Genomic DNA, 20131 nt, shown 5'->3' with positions numbered 1-20131 from the left:
GATCAAAAACATGCGTCACTTATATCAATTCGATTTAATCGAACCTCGTGATACGACATTAACCCTTGGTGAAGATGCCACTGGCACAATCACCATGATCTTGATGGATGAACATCGTCATTGTACTCAATTCATTTTGAGCAATGATGAATTCAATCATCTCTGCGACTGCGTTATAAACTGGAACTTGATTCCCCAATCAGATTCCAACATTTACGCCGATTAACAACGGTGTAATCCATGCAATCACATTCAAGTTCCCACTGGGTGAAATTGTCATTACTGATGGAGCACATTCCGCATTACAAGAATGTGCAATATCTCCACTCTTCCTATTGTTTCGGCATCGCCAAGGCAATTGGGGAGAGATCAGCAGCGAAGATCAACAGGAAAATGATCGTGCTGTAGTGGAAGGAAACAGAGTGCTGTCAGTCTATCCATTACAGGATGACTTGCGCATCTGGATCATTACGGAAGCGGATCGAACTGTTACCACTCTTCTCTTACCTGAAGAGTATTAACCCCCCTTTGAGGTGCTACGGCACCTCTTTAATTTGAGAAATCAATGATGAATCTGAATGCACTCAATCCTGCTCAACTGAAAGTGGTCACTGCACCATTGAGTAATATGCTGGTTCTGGCTGGAGCTGGTTCTGGTAAAACCCGTGTATTAGTGGAAAGAATCGGGTGGTTGATAGAACATCATCACATTCCAGTTGAATCCTTGTTAGTGGTGACATTTACCAACAAGGCAGCAACTGAATTGAAACACCGGTTAGAAGCTAACCTTGATACTGCATTGAATGGGTTATGGATTGGAACTTTCCATGGTTTGGCACATCGACTACTGAGAATACATTGGCAAGCGGCACAGTTAGATAAAGACTTCCAGATTCTCAATGCAGAGGATCAGCGTCGTTTATTGAAACGAGTGATGGCAACGATGCAGATTGATGACACTACTTACCCAATCAAATGGGTGTTGAGCGTTATCAACAATGCTAAGGAGAATGGACTTCATCCGCACCAAGTGGAAGTTGGAGAGGATGATGAAAAGTTAGCTGTTCTGCGCAATATCTATGCGGAATATGAATTGCAACGGCAACAGAATAAAGCCCTTGACTTCGCTGACTTATTGTTGAGTGCTTATGAATTATTGCGGGATCATCGGGATATTCGTCAACACTATCAAAGCCGCTTTCAACAGATTCTGGTTGATGAGTTCCAAGATACCAACACAATGCAATATATGTGGTTACGGATGTTATCTACCAGCAATAACTTCATCTGTGCAGTTGGAGATGATGACCAATCCATTTACGGATGGAGAGGAGCGAAGGTTGCGAATCTGAAGGCATTGAAACAAGATTATCTCAATGTGCAGGTATTACGATTGGAACAAAACTATCGTTCTACCAGCAACATTCTGAATGCTGCCAATGCCGTGATTGCACACAACCGGAATCGATTCGGTAAGAATCTGTGGACACAACAATCAACAGGTTCTTTGATTCAATGCTATACGGCTATTGATGCGGGTGATGAAGCCCGTTTCGTGATTGATCGCATTGGTCAAACATTGACCATGAATCACCGATGTTATCAAGATTATGCAATCTTATATCGGACTTCAGCACAATCACGGATGTTTGAAGAACGATTGATTAAAGCTGGCATTCCTTATCGCATCCATAATGGATTACGCTTCTTTGAACGAGCGGAAGTTCGAGATGCGTTGGGATATTTACGCTTGATCGCAAACTGCAATGATGACCTTGCCTTTGAGCGCATTGTGAATGTTCCGACTCGTGGAATTGGTGAACGCACCATTGAGTTATTGAGGAAACACGCACAGACATTATCGGGATCGTTATGGGAAGCAACACTGGATTTGATTGCAAAGAAAGGCTTGACCAAGAAAGTCAATGAATCACTCACAGCATTTGTGGCATTGATTCAATCTAATCACATTGGAAAGATGACGTTGGCAACACGATTGAATCAACTGCTGAAACAGACAGAGTTACCGGAGTTTTATCTCAAGCAACCCGATGGAAAGGGGGAGGAGCGCGTTGAGAATCTGGATCAGTTGGTGGAAACAGCCGCTCGCTTTGAACGGAGCTGGGACATGGAAGATGGTGATGTTTTAACGGTGTTCCTGAATCATGTTGCCTTGGAAGCAAACGAGATGAGCGATGATGACAACAACGATGCCGTGCAGTTAATGACACTTCACGCGGCAAAAGGGCTGGAATTCCCAGTGGTGTTCCTTGTCGGACTCGAGGAGGGATTATTCCCACACAGTATGTCGTTACATGATCGAGAACGTTTTTGAGGAGGAAAGACGATTGTGCTATGTCGGCATAACTCGTGCGATGGAACAATTGTTTATGACTCATGCGGAAAGCCGGTTGATTCATGGACGAGAATGGAATTCAAAACCATCTCGCTTTATGAATGAGATTCCAGGGGAATTAATTGAGCATATCCGTTTTAATAAGGTGGCTCAATATAATGAGGCAGTCATGCGAGTGAAAGAACGAATGGCAATGACCATGCAATAATCATTGATCGATTGGGAACATCATTACTGGTGTTTTCTGATCGATCATTAAACCATTCAATTATTAAGAATGGATTTATTTCATAACACAATAAAGTGCCTTATTCAGAACACCTGATGATTTTGTTAACTGAATCATGTATCTTTCAACACTTCCTTGTATTTGAGAACCGATTTATGTCAACCCTTGATGAACTGCTCCAACAACAGGAAATCCTGCAACAGGAAATCGATGCTGCCCGCAAACTGGAAAAGCGCAGTAAGATCAAAGAGTTAAGAGCTTCACTAGAGAAATATGCGCTTACCGCTGAAGATGTTTTCCCACAGTTGAAACCGAAAACACCGGTTAAACCACCTCTCCCACCTAAATATCGTGATCCTAATTCGGTCAAAACATGGAGTGGAGCCGGTCGTGCGCCTTGGTGGATGAAAGGTCGCAACTATGATGATTTCCTGATTGAACCATCATCTGAATGTCAAAGTTCTGAGGATCATAACCATTCATGATGGAATGAACCCAACACTGAACACCTGCGCAGACAGACTTATGCTCTTCATGCGCAGTGCCCACTGTTGTAACCAACGGTATTGCGGAATGAATGTTGTGCTCGATCTTAATTTGATTGTTTGGTCAAAAAAGCATTAACTTTTATTCAATGACAGTGCAAAATTGCTGCCTTGTAACTAATCCCCAATAGGAATCTTCATATTTATCTTCCAAGAAAGTTCCCAGAGTAAATTCACTGATTACTTTACGCCAAAACACAGACGCATCGTCAGCCCCAGTAATTTGTTTTACTTCCCAATGACCGGGAAACATGCGCCAGAGTTGATGCGCAAAATGTTTACCAAACAACTGCTTACGAAAGTATGGAATGATATAAAATTCACTAACCTCATACTTGTTATTAGACTTTGCTAATATCGCAGCGAGACCAGCGGGAGTGTTATCAATAATAAGAAGATACCCTTTTGTATTATCGCTAATCTGTGTATCAAGAGGAAATAATCCACATTCATTAGGCTTCTTTCTGGTAATACCTGAAAATTCACCTTCATAGCTCTGGGCAAGATTTAGGTAAACGTTGAGATTGTGTTCACCAACACTGATTATTTCCATGTTGTGCTCACCTTTAATCAGGATCATCAATGATGTTATCAAAAGTCTTGGTCAGGAATTTCATCAATGCTCACCTCAAAAAAAGGAACGGCTACAACAGCGACAACGGTAACAGATTCATTAACCCTTGAAAAGACAGGACAAACTGCCGAAAAGTTGTAGCTGTCTTGTAGCTGTTGTCACTAGTCTCAACTGAACCCATTCATTAAATCACTCTCACAACACACAAAGAGTTGTCAGCCCTGAACCTTGAAACAATCAAAACCCAAACCTAACGATAACGTAAAGTTCAGATAATAACTCAAGTCAACATCAACCCTAAAACCCACTCACAGCCGCAACACAACAAGAAACACCAGCCAAACCAACCAACCCAACCAGCTAGTCAAAATGCCATTGAGACCATTCAGAACAGCGCTTAAAGGCTCTTCCAACCCCAAGCAATGCGATGACACTGGAAAACCACCCCAAACCGTTCAGACTCACCCAAGTAATCAGACTCAACCACCAACCCACCCGAAGCCCCACTCAACACAGGAACAACCGATGTCCGATCCATCCCCCCTCACAGTCATTATCAAGGGGATTAACTGCCCTAGGCGACCCTGTGGGGACGGGCATTAAAGAGGTGCGGGTTCCTACGCACCCTGTCCAGAGGGCAACACAACGGCTTGAAACATCCAACCCTTTTGCAATGGTACGAAGGGACATCCCAACGGCTCGCATCTGCCGAGCTTGTTCCCCTTCTCTCGATTACTCTCTCGCACACCATCTTTGGTGTAATGATCCTGATAACGACCTTCTTTCATCCGGTCACGCGGTGGACGTGCTTTGTCCCGCTCCTTTCTACGCTGTGTCCGCAGTTCGTTAGGAATGATCGCCCGCAGCTCTGACTGCAACTCGTCAGGGATGATCTCTTGTATCCATTCAAACAGGGTTTCACGCTTGAATTGATAACGTGGGTCAACTGTTTTACCGTTGAATATGATCTTTTCACCACGCATTGATGCTTCAGCACGGTTAATTATTGGAAGCATCTGGCGTTGAACATCGTTCATTAGTCCCGGTGTATAGCGTCGTGCCAGTTTAAGCATTTCACTTTTGACACGCGCTGCTGGCACAAACCACGATAATGAAAGCAAGGTTAAGAATAGCCAGATGTCCCGATGACCTTCTGGAATACCACCACTGGGTAAATAATAATCCCCAATCTTCATTAAATCTTGGTGTACCAAAGACCACCACTGATAGATGCTGCCGTATTTTTTACGTCCGTTGGGTTTTGCACTGAAACTGTGCACTTGTGCTGACCTTGTTTTGGGAAGGCACCCATTCTGGCGTTTTCCCAATACGGCATCAGACAATTGATGCAGTGTCCAACGTTTCCCGGTCAGTTTTTTCCCAGTGACTTGAACTCCATTTTTGCTGTTGATCGTTCCGCACAGCCGCAATACCCGAGTGCAATCCTTGACAACCGGATCAGCTCCAATCGGCAAGAGTGCTTCAACCAATTTGTTCTGCACCATTTGCCAGACCGGTAGGGCTTTGGCTGGTACTGGTTTGATTAACCAATACAGGTGCATACCTCGCCCGCTGTAGATCACAAAGGAAGGTTCAGGCAGCTCCATTTCAATAAGTCGCTGTAATGCCTTGTCAATATCGACATTGCCATCAATATCGACATAACAGGCTCGCAACGATTTCAACTGGTTGGTTACACGCCAGCGATAGAATTCATTGACAGTGAGATAACGGTCTTGTTGACCTTGTTGGTCGGCGAGAAACTCCGGTAGGTTCGGTGAGTCAGAACGAAGTGTTTTCCAACCACCACTCGGCTTGTGCTGTTCCCAGAACACAGTGACACCATACGCACGGGGCGGGTGCAACAAATCGACATGCTCTTGTGCGGTGAGCAGCTGTGCCGGGAACGACTCTTCCTGCGCTTCAGACGCATTCAGTGTTGAGGAAATCGTTGGTTTTCAGTATGTGTGCTATGCCAAGTGCCATGTGGGCTTCCTTGACGCAATCACTGAGGCTCTTGTTACTTAGTGCAGATCGTGTAAACTTGAGCCTTGGTTGACGCCGGTTTTCTGTGTGTTTTTGCTATTGCTGTTGTTTTTTACAGTGTTAGCGCGGCGTTGATTGCGTACAGTGAAGGCAAAACCAGAAACTTGTGTTGGGTCTGTTGGTTTAGCCGGTTAAAAGAATTTAGTATGTTATAAAAAAAGCCGGTTCATTACTGAATCGGCTTTTTGTTGTGTTGAATATGATTTTTTATCTAACATCATTTCTTAATCCTCTGTAGTGTTATTTTTAATATAACAGAAATTGTTATTTCATTGATCAGGCACAGTTGCCTTCACCTTCTTTTCAAACACCTGTAACGACGCTTCTTCCAACATCACAATCGTTCCGGCATCACTGCCAACTTGAGCACCCAGCTTGCCAGTCATTGCAGCAACCCATTGTGTCCAGTCAACTTGTGCCTTCTCCAGTTTCTTCCAGACCTTCGGCTTCAAAGTTGTCACCACCAACGCAGTGTCAGTCTGAACACCAATCTTCATCCCTGACTTAACGATAACAGGTTGCGGCAGTTTAGTAAACTTCACTGTTAATTCAAGGCGACCGCTCACGATACTCTCCGGGGTCAAGGGTGCATCAAGTGGTGGAACGGGTTTCGGTTCCTGTACTGCCTTGGGCTTTTTTACCTTCTCAATCTTCTTTATCTTAACCGGTTTTGGCTTGAGTGGTATAGCTAAACGTTGCGCAGAAATCAATGCCAGCCTCGCACGCGGACTGTCACACTCAGCTTCAGTCACCTCACCGGCGGGTTGTCCCAGCAGATCAACCCGTACTGCTCCCGGCTGTATTGATTGAAGATAGCGGATGCGTCCGCAATAACGACCCAACACATGCTTGATGTCAGACCGTTTGTGACCAGCAGCGATCAAGTCCTTGTGAATCCTCAACTTCAGTGGACGCGGACGAGCTAGATCAAAACAAGCCGGATAGAGTGCGATGATGTCGAGCTGTGGTGCCAACCAGGTCTGCACTGGGATTGTATCAGTGTCTGGCTCGTTGGGTTCGTCACTTGGCACTGATGGCTTCAAGTCATCCATTCGTTTGATTTGATTCAAGTTTATTGATTGTAAGGATCATAACGTTTTGCCATTACCCCAAAGCTGACGTATTCTATGCTTATTATAAGCCCTCCGGCGAGGGCAATGAAATCTAGCAAAGCGACAAAGGATCGCTGATCTACTCAATGTTCTTCGCGTCTGATAACAGATAGTGATCCTAATTGATCGATCACTATCAAAATGTAGTACTCAAATCAATTGAATGCGTACATTGCTTTAACATCATTAAACTGGGATTTAACTGCAAAAAGGATATTAGTATGAGAACCGCATTTTATAGTATTGTGAAGATTTCTTGGTTGTGTGGAATAATCTATGCTATGACGTTTACATCTCATGCCTTTGCTAAAGAAAGATATGTCTGCGCCACTGTTTCAAAGATTCTCGAAACAGAAAGTGAGGATTGTATGTATTTCATAGTAAAAGGGAAAACTGTGGATGGGAAAAATCTTAGCATTTGTATAGATGATGATGGTAATGATTTTTCAAAAGATTCACAGTTAGCACTCTATTCTTTTGAAAAGAATAAAAAAATATACATCCTTATTGACGGTGATAGCGTAAGGAAAATAAAGAAGAAATGTCTTTAGATGGTAACGAGTGAACTCACTTTACTTTATCCTGATCGATAATAACGCATTGTCGATCAGAAATTTGCTATTATTAGCTGTAATCTTTATTGTCAGGATACAACCTCTTCAATTCCACCCTGATAAAGGTATTTCTGAAACCCATTAAATACCCTTCTAATTTCATCCGGCTGACCAAGATTATCTATTGCATCTGTAAGTGAAGAATTATATTTAAGCAACAACAATGGCGTTAACTTCTTTTCATCCAATTCATCAACGCCTAAATCTACATAATGCGACAACACGAAATCAAGAAAAACCTGTTGTTGACTATTAAAGATCGCGCTGATCTGTGCCATTGCCCGACCGACGCGCTCTTCTCGGGTGAGCGGTTGAGTAGCATAAGCGACATGCGCCAACACATCAAATAAATCGCTCTTCTCTGCGTTGATAAGTTGTTGCATTTCAAACAGTTGCTCTTTACCAAACCCTTTCTCAGCAAGTCCATCTAATAGCTTACGGCGTGTATCTGGTGCGCTCCACAAGGTGCGTAACTGGGTTTCATCATTGAAGAAGGCGGGCAGTGTACCGAATAACAGCTCCAAAAACTGCTGCGCTGACATCGGCGTTCCATCTTGATGCCAAAAGCTGGTTGCCATCTGGTATTGCAAGGTGCGCACCTTATCATCAGCCAGCTTCACCTTCACCTTGCGTTGACACACACAAGGGCGTTGCCCACACAGATAACAAGGTGGTGCTGGTTCCTGCACACCTTCGCGGGGACTACGGGAAGCACTCACCGGTTCAATTGGTTCACCATCCCATTCGGGATCATTAAAATGTTGATGTGCTTGTACGAAATCATAAACAGTGAAATACTCTTTGCCCTCATATAACCGCGTTCCTCGTCCAATAATTTGCTTGAATTCAATCATGGAATTGATTGGACGCAATAACACAATGTGACGAATGTTGCGGGCATCAACACCAGTTGAAAGTTTGTGCGAGGTGGTTAAGATAGTGGGAATGGTCTTTTCATTGTCTTGAAAGTCACGCAGATATTGTTCACCCAGTGCGCCTTCATCTGCCGTCACACGCTGGCAATACTGCGGATCATCACTCACCTTATTTTGGTTAATCAAGTCACGGATCATTAACGCATGTCCTTGATTTGCACAGAAAACCAGTGTTTTTTCATAGGGTTTAATCTGTGCCATGAATAATGAAACTAAGTAGGCTTCCCGTTCTCTTATTTCAATAATACGATTAAAATCATTTATTTGATATGTTTTATCAATATCAACTTGACCTTCCAGCACTAGATCATCTGCGGTATAACAGTATTCATCTAACGTGGTGGTGATTTGCTTCACTCGAAACGGAGTTAAAAATCCATCGTTAATGCCGGCTTTCAATGAATAAATAAACACCGGTTCACCAAAATAAGCATAGGTGTCTACATTATCTTTGCGCTTCGGAGTGGCAGTTAAACCCAATTGCACTGCTGGAGTAAAGTAATCCAGAATGCCGCGCCATGAGCTTTCATCATTGGCACCACCGCGATGACATTCGTCAACAATAATGACATCAAAGAAGTCGGGGGATAGTCACCAAAGTACGGTGCGAGTTGCCCGTCTGCCGCTGCTCCGCTCATGAAGGTCTGGAAAATGGTAAAAAATAGATTGCCGTTTTTGGGAACCTTGCCCTTTTTGCGAATATCTGCTGGTTCAATCCGAATCAACGCATCTTCAGGGAAGGCTGAAAAAGCGTTATAGGCTTGATTGGCAAGGATATTACGATCCGCAAGGAAAAGAATGCGCGGACGACGGGTGACTCTGTTGTGGTGTTTCCATGCGTGTAGATTCCAACGACTCTGAAATAATACCCAAGCGATTTGAAAAGCAATAAAGGTTTTACCGGTTCCAGTGGCAAGAGTTAATAAAATCCTGTCTTGACCGGCAGTGATAGCAGTTAGCACCTTTTTAATGGCAATATCTTGATAGTAACGCGGTTGGAAATAACCGCCACGATCTTCAAACGGAATGGCAGCAAAACGCTCATGCCAAACATTGTGTTGATTAAAGGTTAAATCCCACAGTTCTTGTGGTGTTGGATAGCGTTGAATTTCACCCTCAACACCAGTGCGCATATCAATTTGATAAATACCTTGCCCATTCGTGGCGTAAGCAAAACGCACGGCTAATTTATCAGCATAATCTTTTACTTGTCCCACGCCTTCAGTTAATGCTTCATGCCACGCTTTCGCTTCAATCACTGCCAACTTGTGATTGCGGTATTCCAACACATAATCAGCAAATAAAGGTTGAGCGCGTTTCCCAGTGCCTTGTAAACGTCCGAGTGTAATTGGATATTCACGCCGGATGCGACTCTCTGGAATAACACTCCAACCCGCTGCTTTTAATGCAGGATCAATATAATCAGCACGGGTTTCAGCTTCGTTCATTAACGACTACGCCACGGCTTGATATTGTTCGATCACAATCGCTTGAGGAATAATTGGATCAGTTTGTTCTGTAAGACATAACAATCGTTGTGATGTGTCATCATCGAAATACTCTTCGCCACAACTATTACAAATTAAAGCTGGCACATCTTTGATGAGTATTGTTTGACCGTTTTTATGAAACACAACTTCAGTATGTTTTGCCAATAAGTCGCCTTGCTTGCAGATTGCGCATTTCATTTGCGTTTTCTCCGAAAGTCACTATCCCACATTGCCGGATCGGGATAATACGCGGTAATGATAACGGTTGTTTCTTGACAGGTTGCAGCAACGACATGGAGTGGTTGTCCATTCACCCAGTGTAATAAAAGCCGACTTGGGCATGGTGTATCATCTGGATATTCGTTGATGATTTCACCTTGTCTTAAAGTTGTTAATATCGCTTCGCGTGAAATCATACGTTCCATCATACGAATTTGAACATGTTTTCTCCAAATGATTTGCATTGTTTTCTTTCACAATTGACCACTAAAGGCTTGATTTAAGAGGGATTTTTTCAAGTCATCAAGTGCGGCGAGTTTGCGTTGATAAATGGATTCGAGGTGTTGGGTTCTTGAAATCATATCATCAAGTTTTACAACTATTTCTGTTTGCTTTTTAATAAGCTCTGGATAACTAACAAAAAAATCAGAAATCTGGGCTTTTGTTATTGCCTGCCTTGTTGAACCACCTTCCTCACCAGTTTGGAGCAACTTATTTTTATATGGTTTTGAGACAAGTAAGTAGCTCAAAAATTTTGAGTTTAATATATGAGGTAATGGTCTAATAATAGAAACGTGTTGATTCACGCGAGCAGGCAACACATCATCAGGTACAATACAGCTTCTAGCTATTGAAGCTCCTGTTATATTCAAAAGAACATCGTTCGTTTTAACTTCAACATTTGATAAATCACTAGCTTGTATATCATCTAAAAATGCGAGCCTTTTATATTTGAATTTTATATCATAAACATTTAAGCTACGAATTAAAGAAATTCCCTCATTTTTATAAGAATCTTCGCCACCTCGCGGAGTTGCACCGCTGCCAATCTTTGTCGTGATTGCGCCAAGTTTATTACTCACCCACCCTTCACCCCGTTCAGTGAAAACAGATTGCAGATGACTTTCAAATAAAGCACGGGCATTTTTAAGGTTCTGTTCGGCATTCGCTTTGGCGGTGGCGATACCAGCAAAGGCTTGGTCAAGAATGGCAACGATGCGGCATTGTTCGGGGAGTGGGGGAGTAGGCACATGGATGGCATCCAGCATGTACTTCGTAATTTGGTTGATCATGGTATTTTCGCCAACACCGATTTGCTCACGAAAGGCTTCAGACCGAAAAAACCACGAAAGATAAGGGTTGTACTCGCTTCTGATTACCATCATGAACGTCCCGAAAGTCATTTTTTCGGGAAGGTCTCCAATTACCGCAGTCTTGCCAACCAAACGTTTACTGCCGTTACGGCTGCACATCAAAATATCCCCTTTACAAACGTACAGCAGCTTGTTTACAGAACATGTCACTCGCACAAGGTCTGACAGGTCTAGTTCATCATTCTGCACGTTTGAGGATCGCAGGACGATTGTTCCCACGTTGCTGACATCCTTAGGGGTGTAGGTAAGACCAATGAAATACTTAGCAACATCAGGCAGCCGTTTTATTTCCCAATCCGTTTTCATTACATTCCCTCGCTATTCGATCCCAATAAATCACGAATCACTGCCAACACTTCTGCACTTTCCGCATCCAATGCAATTATCTCATCCATAATATCGACTGGACTGCGATGAACGATTGCCTCGCCACCATTCGGATTCTTCACCGATAAATCATAAGTATTGGAATCAATACCGGAAACATCCACGCTCCAGCTTTGCAATGAATCCGCTTGAGTCTTTTGTAATTCGACAAACGCTTTCAGATCATCGTCATTCAATGGATTCGTTTTACCGAGATTCCGTCCCGGATCAAGCTGGTAATACCACACTTGGCGCGTTGCAATACCTTTCTCAAAGAACAGCACCACCGTTTTAACACCCGCACCTTGAAAGGTACCACCGGGACAATCAAGGACAGTATGCAAATTGCATGATTCCAATAACAACTTACGCAAACTCACAGAAGCATTATCGGTGTTTGATAGAAAAGTATTCTTAATCACCACTCCCGCACGACCGCCAACCCGTAGCATTTTAATGAAATGTTGCAGGAATAAAAACGCTGTTTCACCAGTACGAATCGGGAAGTTTTGCTGTACTTCTTTGCGTTCCTTGCCGCCAAACGGTGGATTAGCCAGAATGACATCAAACCGATCTTTCTCTTGAATATCAGCAAGATTCTCAGAAAGAGTATTGGTGTGTAGAATGTTAGGCGCATCAATGCCGTGCAAAATCATATTCATAATGGCAATGACATACGCCAATGACTTTTTTTCTTTGCCGTAAAAGGTACGCTCTTGCAGAATTGTTAAATGTTCGGTAGTCAGATTGGGCTGTTTCCTAAGAAAATCAAAGGCTTCGCACAGAAAACCCGCTGAACCAACTGCACCATCATAAATGCGTTCGTTAATTTGAGGATTCACCACCTGCACCATTGCCCGAATCAAAGGACGCGGCGTATAGTATTCTCCGCCATTGCGCCCAGCATTACCCATGTTTTTAATCTTGGTTTCATACAGGTGCGAGAGTTCATGCTTTTCTGTCTGCGACCGGAAACGCAACTCATCAATGCGATCAATGATTTCCCGTAAGTTATAGCCGCTGTGAATCTTGTTTTTAATCTCCGCGAAAATCTGCCCAATTTTATATTCAAGCGTATCTGCACCACTGGCACGTTGTTTGAATCCACGCAAATAGGGAAACAATTCATTATCCACAAATTCACGCAAATCATCGCCGTTCAATGCTAGATTGTGGTCAATGCCACCAAACATATCTTTTGGAGCTGCCCAAGATTCCCAACGAAAATCAGGATCAAGCAAAAAGGTATAGGTCTTATTATCGAATTGCGCTGCCAAAGCGCGATCTTGTTCTAAACCATCTAAATACTTCAAAAACAATAACCATGAAGTTTGTTCAGTGTAATCAAGCTCAGTGGTGCAACCGGCTTCTTTTCTGAGAATGTCATCAATGGACTTAAAGGCTTGCTCAAACATCGTTGTAGTGACCGTTGAATAGACGGGGGAAAGGGCGATGCTGGTCACTGTACGGGATCAGCAGCCAGTTGTCCGCACATCTTGCACCAACTCGCCTGCCAACTGCTGCAATCTGAGCTGCAATCTGACCAGACTGTGACATCATCCGACATCGAGGGCGGATCAAAGTTATTTAATAGCATCACAACCATTCAAGTTTTACGATCACTCTCCGCTAATCGTTGCCCTGCCTTAATAAGTCGATTGACATGACTCATAAACGACCTGGGTAAAGGTTCACCAACTTCTAATTGAATAGCATCGGCTATCTGTGCCCGTGTTGAACCCTCGCAACGCAGCTTCCATGCCATCAGTTTGATCTTGTCGTGGTACTTAACAGCACTCTTCCGAACCTGTTGCTTAGACGCACTCAGATCAAAATCATTAACGGAATCAACAGGGTTATCTGTGGTAACAACAGGCTCAACTAAATTATCAGATAATTTGTTATGATCGTTATCAGATAATTTATTGATCACTTCATAAATTGCCGTTCCTAGATTCGGATCAATGGCTTGCAGACAAGTTGCGACTTCTGGCGACACCCAGACACTGACCCGTTTCCACCCCTCTTCTTTTCGCCGATCACGCAAGCGTTGTTGCTGAATACGGTTATTATTGGTTTGTTGTCTATTGGTCATGTTTGAATCGCTCAGAATGGGTGAAATTGAGAATGTTCTTAATGGTCTGACGATGCCAATTCTTGCCTCGTGGCTTGTATCCTTGGGCAGTCAACACATCCGCAATCTTCTGTAATGATTGTCCGGTTTCCCGAAGTGTTTTAATCAATACAATAATCTTTTGTTCAATCTCATCAATCACCAATTCTTTAGGATTCATTGGATGCAGTTTGTATCCATAAGGAACTCCACCAGTGCGTTCACCTCGTGCTTTCTTTGAACTCAATGCCGCTGTCGTTCGGGCTTTAACCAAGAGAATTTCATACTCGGCAAAGGCATCGACAATCAAGCGGTTTGTCGGGTCATCACCTTCAGTGCCTTCACCCGCAACACTGATGATCCTTGCTCCGCGCTTCTCAACCAGCCGTTCAATCATCGCTATCAAGACGGGATCACCCCGACACAAGCGATCCCTTCGGGCAACCAGCAACACATCTCCGTTCTGCAATGAATCAATTGCTGCTAATAACCCTGGACGTTTATGAAGGGATACAGTTCCACTGATTCCTTCATCACTAAATACCGCATCAATCTTGTTGTTGAAGGCATGGCATTGATCAAGTTGGGCATCAATCCCGAACTCCTGCCACCCGGTCGAAGTTCGCAGATATACAATTGTTTTTGTTGGCATTGTAACAATTATCTGATAATTTAATGTGTTACATGATAAGAATTATCTGGTAATTTATCAAATTATCTTTAACTGATACAAGTCATCAATGATGATGAATGACAATAATGGCTATTCGATGAGGTCAATGAGGATGCGTTAAGCAGGATTGAGGAAAGGGTGATGTCGAAGTACGCCCGTGCGTTGACCCACAGAACACTGCTGAGACAAGCGAAAGAGCGATGAAGTGCAACCGAGCATCTGTGATCCATGAATTTATGAATCACTGCATCTGTGTCATCCAAGCCGGGCATCCCGGATCGGCACTGCCCAGCCGACCTTTCCAAGGTTTACCTGGCACTGCGGGGCATGTTGAGCACAAGGGCAACTCGGGGGATGGGATGATCGTTGCCACTCGGGCAAACCATGCCTAGGAAACCATGAAAAGCCTACAACAACGTGATTTTTACCCGTTACAAACCAAGCTCAACTTTCATATAGATGTAATTCAAACAGAAGCGCTTTAGCTTCTCCGTTGTGGGTAAAAGCCTCAATGGTGCGATATATGACGAACCGTGTTAAACACACAAGACTTTCACACTATTTTTATTAGGGTATTTTAATGAAGAAGTTTAATTATGATCTGCAAGAGGTCAAAAAGACCCTGCAAATGATGTGTTCTGGAAACACTTTTGAAATTCGTGCATTGCAAGCTCAATTAGATGGTAAAGATTACACTGGCATTGTCTCTGGCTTCTTTAATGATCCTGATCTAGCAGTCAAAGAATTAGCTCGGTCACCGCAGCAAGTGGTATTTACTACACACTCAACCCAGTTGATCCAACCTTACTGGCACGTGCAAATAATCGGTTACGCATAGCACGTAAAAATGAGGCTGTGGGTGATAAAGACATTACAGCACAGATAACACTCTTAATTGACATTGATCCGGTACGGCTTAGTGGAACATCTGCCACTGATGAGCAGAAACTGGCAGCACAAGGTGTAGTTAGCAAATCTGGACAGAGTTAGTTAAAACGCATGGCTTTCCCGAACCTATCAGTGCTGATTCAGGTAATGGTTATCATCTAATCTATCGGTTGGCAGAATCTACTAATGATAGCACCTTGATTAAAGACACATTAAAGGTGCTTGCCGAGCAGTTTGATACCGATATAGTCAAGGTTGACCCAACGGTTTATAACCCAAGTCGCATCTCCAAACTTTATGGCACAACAGCATGTAAAGGTGATGAAGTTCCTGAAATGGGAATTATCCATCGTCAAGCTAAGTTATTAGCGGTTCCCGATTCGATCATTCCATTGGAACTTGCCAAACTTCAAGCCTTTGTCAATTCAGAACACTAGTCAGAACTCGGTACTCACACCAGTTCAGACATCGGTATCAACACCGATTAAAGCTAAAGATGGACAAAATTGGTTAGATCAATGGTTAATGAATTACTTTCCTGAAGCTGGTGAAGCTGAACAATGGCTCAGTACACCAGGAGCACGGATTTGGAAGATTGATTGTCCTTGGAACCCAGCACATGGTCAGAAAGCATCAATCGTGCAACTTGCTAATGGTGCAATCTCTGCGCAGTGTTTCAGTGCCTCTTGTCATCATCATAACTGGCATTCATTGCGTGATCTTAAAGAACCGATTGGCAGAATAAGATGCGCGATGTTCAAGAACCTTGGTCAGACCCGCAACCTTTACCTCGTCAAGGTATTGCTCCACTCGATCCAATACTGATTCCCGAACCATTGCGTGGTTTTTTAATGGATATATCTACGCGGATGCAAGTTCCAGTTGATTTCCCGACAGTATCAATACTAACTGTTATTGGCTCTTTAATCGGTCATAAAGTAGTCGCTTTTCCTAACAGTATGATAACACTTGGGTCGTACCCGCTAATGTATGGGGATTATTAGTTGGTCCACCCGGAGTTAAGAAAACTCCAGCTTTAATGTCTACTTTGGGTTATTTACAAAAGTCACAAAAAGCTGCTAATGAGCAACATAAACAGGATATGCAGCAGTTCGCTGCGGATGAGAATGTCCATAAAATCAAGATCAAAGCTGCAGAAAAAGTATTAGAAAAGGCTATTAATTCATCAATAACTACCAATTCAGCAACAAAGCCGACTAACAACAATGCTAGTTCGGTGGCAGCAGCTCAACAGGCATTAGATGCTTTGTATCATAAAGCACCTAAAAAAGCCCCTTGGAAAAAGTATTATACGCAAGACACAACAATTGAAATGCTTCAGGTGATTCTTCAAGACAACCCGAATGGCACGTTAGTTTTGAGGGATGAAGTGGTTTCGTTAATCAGTTCTTTTGAAAAGAAAGGACATGAAAGTGATCGGGGTTTTTATCTCGAAGGTTGGAACGGGACAAACGCTTATACTGTTGAGCGTTTGAGTCGTGAATCAGTTGTTATTGATCAAGTGTGTCTGTCGCTTATTGGTACGACACAACCTGGTGCGTTTTCAAAGTACATCCGTGGCAGTCTTAACAATGGACATGAAGCAGATGGTTTAGTGCCAAGGTTTCAATTGATGGTTTGTCCAAAGATTGATCGTTATGTCCAACATGATGTCAAGCCAAATGAAACGTTCCAGAAACAGGTTAATGATTTATTGGAAAAGATTGATCGCTTTCAACCGAATAGCTTCTCTGATTTACGCAAAAAAGATAATTACATTGGTTATGGATTTTCATCAGAAGCACAAACTTATTTCAATAATTGGGAAGATGAGTTACAAAATCGTCTCCGTGATGGTAGTTTACCTCACGAAGCATTGGGAAATCACTTAGCTAAATATGGCTCGTTAATGGCTAAGTTAGCACTGCTCTTTCATATTATTGATTTAGTCAGCGGATATTTAGATTATTCAAATCAAAACTTTATTCAGACAGAAAATGTATTACGGGCAATTGCTTGGTGTGAATATCTCGAAACTCACGCATTCGCATTGTACGGTGTGGAAAAAAAATGGTGCCTTAACAGACACCACTAAAATGTTATTAGAAAAGATGAAAAGTGGTGCGCTCATAATTCATTTAGCATCTGGGAAATGAAAAATAAAGGTTGGAGCGGACTAAAAGATACTGATGAAATCAAGAAAGCTATTGAAGTGTTAGAACAACATGGCTGGGTGCGCGTACAGCACAACTCAGACACTAAGGGTCGTCCTTCAGAAACCATTCAAATTCATCCACGTATTAGTGACTTTAATGTTTTTGAAAACTAAAAATGCTTATCCAACATTCTGGCTCGACGCATTAAATCAACATCTTAATCCAGTTAAACCAGAAGAATCCGATAGTTTAGATTCAGATGATTGTGGATTTGATATTGAAAGTTTTACAAAAGATTTTAATAAAGAAGTCTTAGATATTATTTAATCATTCACAAAATAGTTTGATCCCACTACCCGCCCCCTCTCAGCAGGGAGGCTTTTTTTTACCCTCACCCGCAAACCATGCCTGGGAAACCTAGGAAAGGGTTAGCTGCCCTTACCCTACCACCCCCGCGCCTTTGAAAACTAATTATGGTAACAATCAATCTATTCAATTCTGATTGATTATCTCTGTATATGTTCTGAGCATATGAAATGGGTTTTCAAAAATTGATATAGATATTATATAATTAAGGACGATGTTTAATAATGGTGTTTACACTTTTTATTACTCCACTTCCTTAAACTTTTCTTGCGCTGTGCCTCCGCCATGAATGCTCACGCATTTGTGTCAGCCAAGATATCCCTGATCAAATCGGTGTTCCTTCACGGGAATGCCGATTTGATTGTCTCTTTTTATGGAGTCAATTATGTCGAGCCAAGAAATGGCTATCGTCATTGATGATGAGTCAACTAATCTAGCAATAAATCCGCTAGATACTCCCACAACGGTATTCAAAAACGACCTGGCGCGAAGAAGTGAGAACAGACAACTGTTACTGAATTGGATTCGGTCATCTTTGAAAGAAGGTATCGATTACGGTTCTATTCCAACCAAACGTGGACCTTCAAAGCCCAGTTTATTCAAACCGGTGCTGAGAAGATTTGCGGGATGTTAGGAATAACAGTTCACTTTCCTTCACTGAAGGAAACAGAACAAGCCTTTTTACAAGGTTTGATACCTGAATATGTGATGGTGCGTTGTGAGTTGAAAAACATTCACGGACAAACCCTCGCTGATGGAGTTGGAGCCCGTAGTCTTAAACAAGATTATGGTGACATTAATAAGTCGCTCAAGATGGCTGAGAAATCGGCCCATATTGATTCCGTATTAAGATTAGCGGGTCTCTCTGAAGTCTTTACACAAGACCTTGAGATATGAAAAACCTGAGAACGATGAATGAGAATAAACCCTCAACTTCATCTTCAACTTGTATTACAGAAGCGCAACATCGTGAATTATCCAATCAACTTACTAAGTTGAATCTGGATAAAGAACGATTCATTGCTACTGCAATAAGATTGCATCAGCAAAATCATTAGGATCAATACGATCCTTGAATGAACTGCCTGTTGCATTGTTTGACTTCGTTATGAAGAAACTGCCAGAACTTTCTGCCGCAGCTTAATCAACTTTGGAGAACATCATGGAACATGTTTTAGATAAACGTGTATTTAATATCGCTTACGGAAAAAAGTATCTGTCCTCCTCCGACCATTCTGATAAAAAAGTTTGGATCGCTGTTGAACGACTCACTATTGAGGAATCCAAATATGGAGAACGAATCTCAATTCGTCTCGACGCAATACCTACTGATCCGGCATTTACCGGGCTGTTAAGTGTATTCCCCATGAACCTCGCATGTTTCATCCCCCAGTACCACTGAAGATGACATCCGTTTTAATGAGGAGAACGATATGAGTATTACCCTATACCAGATTGCCGATGATTATCGTGACATTCTGTCATTGATGAATCTGATTATGATGACCAGCAACGCTTCACCAATTGGTGGCAAGAACACTGGATCAATTGCAACTGGATGACCAGTTTCACGGACAAGGCATTAGCAGTGGCTTGTTATACCCGTGAATTAGAACTGGAAGCTGAAGCTGTTAAAGCAACAGAGAACATTATTCGTTCCGGCGCAAACAACTTGAATCACGTTCTGAGTTCCTGCGGAATTATCTGATAACTCAACTCCAGAAAGTCAACAAGACTGAACTGAAGAGTAATCAGATCGTTGTCCGGCTTCGTAAGACACCCGCTCGAAATCATTGTGGACGATGAATCAATGATCCCTGATCAATTCAAGGAAGTTTGAGACCTTGACCATATTCGTAAGAATTGGATGCAGGAACAAACTTCGTTTAGGAGTTGATTCCATTCCCGGAGTTCACCTTGAAACTGGTGTGAGTTTAACCTTGCGTTAATTCATTACTGGTTTTAACCCACTGAGGGCTGGCATTTCGTCAGCCTTTTTTTATATCTCTCAATTGATGATGCGAATTGATCAGGAGTTGTTATGCTGAAATAACTGCAACACAACCAACCTATTGGTTCCCTTCATATATCGACTATTGATTATGAAGAAATCCAACGGCTCTATTGCGATGATGATGAATCATTACCCACTGATATGAATCCATCGGCAATACCTGCTGAATGGAGTCAATTCAATGATGATGACATTCCTTTTAACCCTTTTAGGATCAAAAACATGCGTCACTTATATCAATTCGATTTAATCGAACCTCGTGATACGACATTAACCCTTGG

23 protein-coding genes and 2 pseudogenes are annotated in these 20131 nt (G+C 42.6%); 15 read left to right on the top strand and 10 right to left on the bottom strand.

Annotated elements, in window-relative coordinates:
• The 5 genes from CXB77_RS04845 to CXB77_RS04825 form a co-directional block, all read left to right on the top strand.
• Positions 1 to 226, top strand: a 226-nt coding sequence (locus CXB77_RS04845) for a hypothetical protein (protein ID WP_206781061.1), incomplete at its 5' end; no start/stop codon positions are given.
• Between the two features lie 109 nt (positions 227 to 335).
• A complete protein-coding gene (locus CXB77_RS04840) occupies positions 336 to 521 on the top strand; it encodes a hypothetical protein (RefSeq protein WP_197711002.1) in 186 nt (61 codons plus the stop codon).
• A 47-nt stretch (positions 522 to 568) separates the two neighbouring features.
• Positions 569 to 2335, top strand: coding sequence for a UvrD-helicase domain-containing protein (locus CXB77_RS04835; protein WP_172452533.1), 1767 nt, complete (start codon positions 569 to 571; stop codon positions 2333 to 2335).
• 13 nt (positions 2336 to 2348) lie between these two features.
• Positions 2349 to 2564: a hypothetical protein gene (locus tag CXB77_RS04830; protein ID WP_172452532.1), complete on the top strand. Its 216-nt coding sequence runs from the start codon at positions 2349 to 2351 to the stop codon at positions 2562 to 2564.
• 116 nt (positions 2565 to 2680) lie between these two features.
• Positions 2681 to 3070 carry an H-NS family nucleoid-associated regulatory protein gene (locus tag CXB77_RS04825; RefSeq protein ID WP_146108690.1) on the top strand — a complete coding sequence of 130 codons (390 nt, stop codon included), beginning with the start codon at positions 2681 to 2683 and terminating at the stop codon, positions 3068 to 3070.
• A gap of 142 nt (positions 3071 to 3212) precedes the next feature.
• Here CXB77_RS04825 and CXB77_RS04820 read toward each other — a convergent pair whose 3' ends face one another.
• The 3 genes from CXB77_RS04820 to CXB77_RS04810 form a co-directional block, all read right to left on the bottom strand.
• Positions 3213 to 3683 (bottom strand): GNAT family N-acetyltransferase, encoded by a 471-nt coding sequence (locus CXB77_RS04820; RefSeq protein WP_105073021.1) that lies wholly within the window; start codon positions 3681 to 3683, stop codon positions 3213 to 3215.
• A gap of 638 nt (positions 3684 to 4321) precedes the next feature.
• Positions 4322 to 5569, bottom strand: a complete 1248-nt coding sequence (locus CXB77_RS04815; protein ID WP_146108689.1) for a replication protein — start codon at positions 5567 to 5569, stop codon at positions 4322 to 4324.
• Between the two features lie 450 nt (positions 5570 to 6019).
• On the bottom strand, positions 6020 to 6724 hold the full coding sequence (locus CXB77_RS04810) for a ProQ/FINO family protein (RefSeq protein WP_242445465.1): 705 nt from the start codon (positions 6722 to 6724) through the stop codon (positions 6020 to 6022).
• Positions 6725 to 7083: 359 nt separating this feature from the next.
• Between CXB77_RS04810 and CXB77_RS04805 the strand changes: the two genes are divergently transcribed.
• Positions 7084 to 7413: a hypothetical protein gene (locus CXB77_RS04805; RefSeq protein ID WP_146108682.1), complete on the top strand. Its 330-nt coding sequence runs from the start codon at positions 7084 to 7086 to the stop codon at positions 7411 to 7413.
• Between the two features lie 92 nt (positions 7414 to 7505).
• Here CXB77_RS04805 and hsdR read toward each other — a convergent pair.
• From hsdR to CXB77_RS04770, 7 genes and pseudogenes are all read right to left on the bottom strand, one after another.
• Positions 7506 to 9859: pseudogene (gene hsdR / locus CXB77_RS24460) on the bottom strand (EcoAI/FtnUII family type I restriction enzme subunit R).
• Between the two features lie 6 nt (positions 9860 to 9865).
• Complete coding sequence (locus tag CXB77_RS04795) at positions 9866 to 10099, bottom strand: type II toxin-antitoxin system MqsA family antitoxin (RefSeq protein ID WP_105073013.1); 234 nt, start codon at positions 10097 to 10099, stop codon at positions 9866 to 9868.
• Positions 10096 to 10365: a DUF4258 domain-containing protein gene (locus CXB77_RS04790; RefSeq protein ID WP_105073012.1), complete on the bottom strand. Its 270-nt coding sequence runs from the start codon at positions 10363 to 10365 to the stop codon at positions 10096 to 10098. The genes CXB77_RS04795 and CXB77_RS04790 overlap by 4 nt, the downstream gene beginning before the upstream one ends.
• A 9-nt stretch (positions 10366 to 10374) precedes the next feature.
• Positions 10375 to 11580 carry a restriction endonuclease subunit S gene (locus CXB77_RS04785; RefSeq protein ID WP_105073011.1) on the bottom strand — a complete coding sequence of 402 codons (1206 nt, stop codon included), beginning with the start codon at positions 11578 to 11580 and terminating at the stop codon, positions 10375 to 10377.
• Complete coding sequence (locus CXB77_RS04780) at positions 11580 to 13055, bottom strand: N-6 DNA methylase (protein WP_105073010.1); 1476 nt, start codon at positions 13053 to 13055, stop codon at positions 11580 to 11582. The genes CXB77_RS04785 and CXB77_RS04780 overlap by 1 nt, the downstream gene beginning before the upstream one ends.
• A 191-nt stretch (positions 13056 to 13246) precedes the next feature.
• Positions 13247 to 13735, bottom strand: coding sequence for a hypothetical protein (locus CXB77_RS04775; protein WP_105073009.1), 489 nt, complete (start codon positions 13733 to 13735; stop codon positions 13247 to 13249).
• Positions 13725 to 14405, bottom strand: coding sequence for a recombinase family protein (locus CXB77_RS04770; RefSeq protein WP_105073008.1), 681 nt, complete (start codon positions 14403 to 14405; stop codon positions 13725 to 13727). The genes CXB77_RS04775 and CXB77_RS04770 overlap by 11 nt, the downstream gene beginning before the upstream one ends.
• 601 nt (positions 14406 to 15006) lie before the next feature.
• Here CXB77_RS04770 and CXB77_RS04765 point away from each other — a divergent pair.
• The 9 genes and pseudogenes from CXB77_RS04765 (at position 15007) to CXB77_RS19555 (ending at position 19544) form a co-directional block, all read left to right on the top strand.
• Positions 15007 to 15264 carry a hypothetical protein gene (locus CXB77_RS04765; protein WP_105073007.1) on the top strand — a complete coding sequence of 86 codons (258 nt, stop codon included), beginning with the start codon at positions 15007 to 15009 and terminating at the stop codon, positions 15262 to 15264.
• A 220-nt stretch (positions 15265 to 15484) separates the two neighbouring features.
• A complete protein-coding gene (locus CXB77_RS04760; protein WP_105073006.1) occupies positions 15485 to 15751 on the top strand; it encodes a hypothetical protein in 267 nt (88 codons plus the stop codon).
• Entirely contained in the window at positions 15732 to 16139 is a 408-nt protein-coding gene (locus CXB77_RS19045; protein WP_172452531.1) for a hypothetical protein, read from the top strand. The genes CXB77_RS04760 and CXB77_RS19045 overlap by 20 nt, the downstream gene beginning before the upstream one ends.
• A gap of 148 nt (positions 16140 to 16287) precedes the next feature.
• Positions 16288 to 17409 (top strand): annotated as a pseudogene (locus CXB77_RS04755) (DUF3987 domain-containing protein); the annotation flags it as partial.
• A gap of 57 nt (positions 17410 to 17466) precedes the next feature.
• Positions 17467 to 17643 (top strand): hypothetical protein, encoded by a 177-nt coding sequence (locus CXB77_RS19560; protein WP_172452530.1) that lies wholly within the window; start codon positions 17467 to 17469, stop codon positions 17641 to 17643.
• 712 nt (positions 17644 to 18355) lie between these two features.
• A complete protein-coding gene (locus tag CXB77_RS04750; protein ID WP_146108686.1) occupies positions 18356 to 18733 on the top strand; it encodes a hypothetical protein in 378 nt (125 codons plus the stop codon).
• Between the two features lie 265 nt (positions 18734 to 18998).
• Positions 18999 to 19238 carry a hypothetical protein gene (locus CXB77_RS04745; protein WP_146108685.1) on the top strand — a complete coding sequence of 80 codons (240 nt, stop codon included), beginning with the start codon at positions 18999 to 19001 and terminating at the stop codon, positions 19236 to 19238.
• 31 nt (positions 19239 to 19269) lie between these two features.
• Entirely contained in the window at positions 19270 to 19398 is a 129-nt protein-coding gene (locus tag CXB77_RS22895; RefSeq protein ID WP_277949349.1) for a hypothetical protein, read from the top strand.
• The gene (locus tag CXB77_RS19555; RefSeq protein ID WP_172452529.1) at positions 19395 to 19544 is read left to right on the top strand and encodes a hypothetical protein; all 150 of its coding nucleotides are present in this window, start codon (positions 19395 to 19397) and stop codon (positions 19542 to 19544) included. Before CXB77_RS22895 ends, CXB77_RS19555 begins: the two co-directional genes overlap by 4 nt.
• The last annotated feature ends 587 nt before the right edge of the window (positions 19545 to 20131 follow it).

This window comes from Chromatium okenii (assembly GCF_002958735.1).
GTDB lineage: Bacteria > Pseudomonadota > Gammaproteobacteria > Chromatiales > Chromatiaceae > Chromatium > Chromatium okenii_A.
This window is presented reverse-complemented; position numbering and strand designations above follow the sequence as displayed.

What these genes read in the sequence shown, in the direction of transcription:
- CXB77_RS04770 (WP_105073008.1), bottom strand. Translation starts at nt 14,405, where the DNA reads ATGCCAACAAAAACAATTGTATATCTGCGAACTTCGACCGGGTGGCAG.
- CXB77_RS04785 (WP_105073011.1), bottom strand. Translation starts at nt 11,580, where the DNA reads ATGAAAACGGATTGGGAAATAAAACGGCTGCCTGATGTTGCTAAGTAT.
- CXB77_RS04825 (WP_146108690.1), top strand. Translation starts at nt 2,681, where the DNA reads ATGATTTTGTTAACTGAATCATGTATCTTTCAACACTTCCTTGTATTT.
- CXB77_RS22895 (WP_277949349.1), top strand. Translation starts at nt 19,270, where the DNA reads ATGAGTATTACCCTATACCAGATTGCCGATGATTATCGTGACATTCTG.
- CXB77_RS04835 (WP_172452533.1), top strand. Translation starts at nt 569, where the DNA reads ATGAATCTGAATGCACTCAATCCTGCTCAACTGAAAGTGGTCACTGCA.
- CXB77_RS19560 (WP_172452530.1), top strand. Translation starts at nt 17,467, where the DNA reads ATGAAAAATAAAGGTTGGAGCGGACTAAAAGATACTGATGAAATCAAG.
- CXB77_RS04790 (WP_105073012.1), bottom strand. Translation starts at nt 10,365, where the DNA reads ATGCAAATCATTTGGAGAAAACATGTTCAAATTCGTATGATGGAACGT.
- CXB77_RS04805 (WP_146108682.1), top strand. Translation starts at nt 7,084, where the DNA reads ATGAGAACCGCATTTTATAGTATTGTGAAGATTTCTTGGTTGTGTGGA.
- CXB77_RS04820 (WP_105073021.1), bottom strand. Translation starts at nt 3,683, where the DNA reads ATGGAAATAATCAGTGTTGGTGAACACAATCTCAACGTTTACCTAAAT.
- CXB77_RS04780 (WP_105073010.1), bottom strand. Translation starts at nt 13,055, where the DNA reads ATGTTTGAGCAAGCCTTTAAGTCCATTGATGACATTCTCAGAAAAGAA.
- CXB77_RS04765 (WP_105073007.1), top strand. Translation starts at nt 15,007, where the DNA reads ATGAAGAAGTTTAATTATGATCTGCAAGAGGTCAAAAAGACCCTGCAA.
- CXB77_RS04745 (WP_146108685.1), top strand. Translation starts at nt 18,999, where the DNA reads ATGGAACATGTTTTAGATAAACGTGTATTTAATATCGCTTACGGAAAA.
- CXB77_RS19555 (WP_172452529.1), top strand. Translation starts at nt 19,395, where the DNA reads ATGACCAGTTTCACGGACAAGGCATTAGCAGTGGCTTGTTATACCCGT.
- CXB77_RS04775 (WP_105073009.1), bottom strand. Translation starts at nt 13,735, where the DNA reads ATGACCAATAGACAACAAACCAATAATAACCGTATTCAGCAACAACGC.
- CXB77_RS04795 (WP_105073013.1), bottom strand. Translation starts at nt 10,099, where the DNA reads ATGAAATGCGCAATCTGCAAGCAAGGCGACTTATTGGCAAAACATACT.